The sequence below is a fragment of the Sulfitobacter sp. HI0027 genome (genome assembly GCF_001634775.1).
Classification (GTDB): domain Bacteria; phylum Pseudomonadota; class Alphaproteobacteria; order Rhodobacterales; family Rhodobacteraceae; genus Sulfitobacter.
This window is the reverse complement of sequence record NZ_LWER01000207.1, coordinates 1-4,737: the sequence shown is the minus strand read 5'-3', so window position 1 is coordinate 4,737 and position 4,737 is coordinate 1. Positions and strand designations below refer to the sequence as shown.

2 protein-coding genes and 1 pseudogene are annotated in these 4,737 nt (G+C 58.9%); 1 reads left to right on the top strand and 2 read right to left on the bottom strand.

Annotated elements, in window-relative coordinates; translation table 11 throughout:
• Window positions 1-75: 75 nt before the first annotated feature.
• Window positions 76-966, bottom strand: a pseudogene (locus A3722_RS13465) (IS630 family transposase); the annotation flags it as partial.
• Between the two features lie 40 nt (window positions 967-1,006).
• Window positions 1,007-3,895 carry a Tn3 family transposase gene (locus tag A3722_RS13460; RefSeq protein ID WP_067629793.1) on the bottom strand — a complete coding sequence of 963 codons (2,889 nt, stop codon included), beginning with the start codon at window positions 3,893-3,895 and terminating at the stop codon, window positions 1,007-1,009.
• 120 nt (window positions 3,896-4,015) lie between these two features.
• Between A3722_RS13460 and A3722_RS13455 the strand changes: the two genes are divergently transcribed.
• Entirely contained in the window at window positions 4,016-4,630 is a 615-nt protein-coding gene (locus A3722_RS13455) for a recombinase family protein (protein WP_067629790.1), read from the top strand.
• Window positions 4,631-4,737: the final 107 nt, after the last annotated feature.

Here is a 4,737-nt window from a genome sequence, read left to right as displayed (position 1 = left end):
CCGGCTTTGGTTTTTTCGGACATCGTTACCTGGTGCTGGCGCCGAGATGGTCTAGTGCTCTGAGTCTGACACTTCCTACCTGTTTCCGCGAGTTTCATCGAGCTTGTCCAGCGCGCGACGTTCCCGGGTGAGGATATCCTCTGCGGTTTTGGTCCATTTGAAGGGCCTTGGCTTCTCGTTGTGGTGGGCCAGATAGTCGTAGATCGCGGCCTCAAGATCATCGACGCTGGAATAGCTGCCGCGCCGGATGCGCCTTGATGTGATCTCGGCAAAGAAGCGCTCCACCAGGTTCAGCCATGACGCGCTGGTGGGCGTGAAGTGCAGCTTGAAGCGCGGATGCTTTTCGAGCCAGGCCTTTACCTCAGGCGTCTTGTGGGTGGCGTAGTTGTCGAGCACCAGATGCACATCGCGCCGCGTGGGCACAGCCTTGTCGATCTGTCGGAGGAATTTCAGGAACTCCTGCGCACGATGGCGTGGCATGCAATCGCCAATGACGGTGCCTGATTTCACATCCAGCGCAGCAAACAGCGTGGTCGTGCCATGGCGTTTGTAATCGTGCGTTACGGTCGCGGCACGGCCCTTCTTGAGCGGCAGTCCGGGCTGGGTGCGATCCAGCGCCTGGATCTGGGATTTCTCATCGACGCAGAGCACCACGGCACGGTCTGGCGGGTCGAGGTAGAGCCCGACGATATCGGTGACCTTCTCCTCGAACTTTGGGTCGTTCGAGACCTTGAACCCCTTCGTGAGATGCGGCTTCAAGCCAGCTTCTGCCCAGATGCGGCCGACGCTCGACGGCGAGATGCCCATGGCTTCGGCCATTAGCGCGCGGCTCCAGTGCGTTGCATTGGGCGGGGTTTCCTGCACCGTCTTGGCGATCACCTTCAGCCTTGTTTCCACGGGCAAAGGCGGCACCCGCGAGGGTCGCGTCTTGTCACGCTTGAGACCGGCCACGCCCTCATCGGGGTAGATTCCGGCTGAGTGCAGAATGACACCCTAAGCCAGCCCTTCATCGTTTTTTCCACTTATACTCGCCTGTGAGGAGGATGTGTGCCCATCCGAGAGGCGAGATGTGCCCCAGGAGATCGGATGGACAGTCTAATCCGACGTGTTGGCGCCGTGTGACAGCCTGCCCGAGGTGCTTGGTGTTCCAGTAGATGATGATGGCGGCCAGCAGGTTCAGCCCTGCCATACGGTAGTGCTGACCTTCGACGGTCCGATCGCGGATTTCGCCCTGCCGCCCGATGCGCAGGGCGTTTTTTAGGGCGTGATGGGCCTCGCCCTTGTTGAGGCCAATCTGGGCACGACGCTGCATGTCGGCATCAAGCAGCCAGTCGATGATGAAGAGCGTGCGCTCGATGCGACCGATTTCACGCAGGGCAAGTGCAAGCTCATGCTGTCGTGGATAGGCCGCAAACTTCTTGAGCAACTGACTGGGCGGCATGATGCCCGCCGCCATCGTGGCCACGGCCCGCAGGATATCCGGCCAGTTCTGGACGATGAGGCCCTCCCTGATCTTGCCGCCGATCAGGCCGCGCAGCTCCTTCGGCGCGGCGGCCGGGTCAAAGAGATACAGCCGTTTCGAGGGGAGGTCCCGTATGCGCGGAATAAACCGGAAGGCCAGCAGCGAGGTGACGGCAAAGACGTGGTCGGTGAAGCCACCGGTGTCAGCATACTGCTCTTTGACCTTTCGGCCCGCTTCGTTCATCAGCAGCCCGTCCAGGATGTAGGGTGCTTCGCTCACGGTGGCGGGAATGTTTTGTGTTGCGAAGGGTCCAAACTGATCGGAGACATGCGTGTAAGCCTTTAGCCCTGGCTCAGATCCGTATTTGGCGTTGATAAGATTCATCGCTTCACCTTGCCTCGCGGCGGGGAAGAATTGTCCGTCGCTGGACGCGGTGACGCCGCCGCCCCAGAACTTGGCCATGGGCAGGCCCGCTTGCGCGTCAATCACCATGGCGAGCGCGCGGTTAATTGCGTCGCTTTCAATATGCCATCGCGACAGGCGCGAGAGCTGCATGTAATCGTGGGTATTGGTGGCCTCGGCCATTTTACTCAACCCAAGGTTTAGCCCCTCGGCCAGCAATACGGTCAGCAGCCCGATGCGATCGGTACAGGGGGAGCCAGTGCGCACGTTGGTGAAGGCATCTGTGAAGCCGATGTCTTCATCGACCTCCTGCAGTAAATCGGTGATGCGCACGGCGGGCAGGCGATCATAGAGAGCAAGCACCAGAGCCTCTGCTGCTTCGGGCACGGCTGCGGGCAGCCGGTCAACTTTCAGAACGCCGTTTTCTATGGAGCCGCCGGGAATGGCCCCAGACCGCGCTGCCTTTGCCAGCCGGTCAAGCCCATCTGTCAGCCGCGCCTTGCGGTCTTCAAGCCAGCTTTCCGGATCAAACGGAACGGTCAATCTGGGCGTGGCCTGTGCAGCTTCAACCGGAACCAAGACCTCTTTCAGATCTGCATAACGACGTGAATGGGCCAGCCAGATATCGCCCGATCGAAACGCTTCGCGGAGATGGGACAGAACGGCCACCTCCCAGAGCCGGTGATCATCGGTCGCCTGAGCGTTAAGGTGGCGGTGCCATTTGGAACCACGCCGTAGAAAGCTTGTGGATTGAGATTTGCTATTCCCATCATCAGCAATGATCTGTGCCGCTTGCTCCAAGGGCCGCGCCACAGCGGCCCCGTGGATATCCAAAGCTCGCAGCATACGCGGTGCATATCGCCGGAACCGATGATACCCTTGCACGACATGGACTATAGGGTCAGCGGACATCGTATTCGTCAGTTCGGCGGCGGTTGCCACAAGACCTTCAAGCTGAAGCCAACCACAGGACATTTCGGTTGCCACATCAAGGGAGGCCTCATCCCCCTTGGCCTCCAAAAGGGCAGCGCCCAAGGCTTTGAAGGAGCGAAGTGTGTCGTGCAGGGCGGATTTTGCATCCGCTATGCGCGTGTCACACAACCTTTTCGCATCCTGCCAGGTCTTACCCACGATCCGGTCATGGGTCTCGACCACCGCATCGGCAATCCCCGCGTGCCATTCTATGGCGCAGACCGCGAGAATGGCCAGGCGCCGGTCGCTGGTAATGTCTCGCAGGCCATCGGCAAAATATCGTTCGCCCTGACGGCGCAGTTGCGTAACCCGGTGGGGCGGCAAACCCTCAAGAATGTCGGGTGCCAACTCCATCTCCTGTAAAAACTCCAAGCGATCAAGAAGGCGGCTGGCCCCCGCCGAATTCTTGCCGACCTCAAACTGCCGAAGCCAGATGAACCGGCTGACCGTGCCATCGACCATCTCCGTTAATAAATTATCCAACCGGCCCTTCAGCTTATCATTCAGTCGGTCAGTGATCCGGCTCTCAATGCGGCGCTCGGCGGCGACGAGGGCGTCAGCACAAAGCCGTTCGATAACAGACACACCGGGCAGGACCGTCTGGGTGCGGCGGCATTCCTCGACAAACCGCCGGGCGAGGCCCTCATTTGATCGAGCAGTCTCTGCCTCTCGTTCAAGCCAGCCCTTCAGATCACGCGCACCACGCCCAGAGAACATTTTGTAGCCGTATATTTCCCGAAGCTCCTGCAGATGTTGCTGTCGGGTTTGGCGCCGCGCCGCATAGGGTAGGATTTCATCACCTGTCAGACCCAGTTGGGCTCCAATAAAGCGAATGGCCTGCTCGGGAATGACCTCATGGGAAGACAGAAGTCGCCCAGGGTATCGCAAGGCACATAGTTGCAGGGCGAAGCCGATCCGGTTTTCGGCGCGACGCCGTGCGTTGATGTGGTCAAGGTCGTCATCGGCAAGCGTGTAATGTCGAAGGAGCGAAAGTTCATCGATAGGGAGATCAAAAAGGGCCGAACGCTGGCGCTCGGTCAGGATGCTGCGGTGCGCCATGTTTCTTTTGCTTTCTATTTTGGGTTTGCTTATCTTTGATTAAGATAATTAATAAGGAATAGCTTTTATGAGCGGAAGCAGAGCATCTGCCAGAGCATCACAAACATTCGTTTGTGAAACATGCTGATCGGCTATGCTCGCGTCTCAAAAGCCGACGGCAGCCAGTCCCTCGACTTGCAGCGGGATGCGCTGATCGCGTCAGGCGTCGAAGAGGACCAGATTTACTCGGATCTGGCATCCGGAAAGAAAGATGACCGCTCAGGTCTGGAGGCCTGCCTCAAGGCATTGCGGGATGGCGATGTTCTGGTTGTGTGGAAGCTTGACCGCTTGGGCCGCAGCCTGCACCATCTTGTCAAAACCGTCAGCTTGCTGTCCGAGCGCGGCGTTGGCCTCAAGGTGCTCACCGGACAAGGCGCGCAGATCGATACAACAACTGCGGCAGGACGACTTTCATTTGGCATCTTTGCGGCCTTGGCCGAATTTGAAAGTGAGTTGATCCGCGAACGCACAATGGCCGGGCTCCAAGCCGCCCGCGCCCGTGGCCGGAAAGGTGGAAGGAAGTTTGCGCTGACAAAAGCGCAGGTCCGTATGGCGCAAGCCGCCATGGCCAATCGCGACACGTCTGTTAGTGATCTCTGCAAGGAGTTGGGGATCAAGCCTGTTACGCTCTATCGATACGTAGATCCAAACGGAAATCTGCGTGAATACGGAAGCCGCGTCCTCAAAATGCCTTAGGGTGTCATTCTGCACTCAGCCGGAATCCACCCCCATCTCATGCGCCGCCGCTTGCCCATGCGGGTGTTGCCGATGTCATCAACACAGCCTTCTGCCCGAGACGACGA

Excerpts from the sequence above, each read along its gene's own strand:
- A3722_RS13460 (WP_067629793.1), bottom strand. The coding sequence starts at position 3,895 with ATGGCGCACCGCAGCATCCTGACCGAGCGCCAGCGTTCGGCCCTTTTT.
- A3722_RS13455 (WP_067629790.1), top strand. The coding sequence starts at position 4,016 with ATGCTGATCGGCTATGCTCGCGTCTCAAAAGCCGACGGCAGCCAGTCC.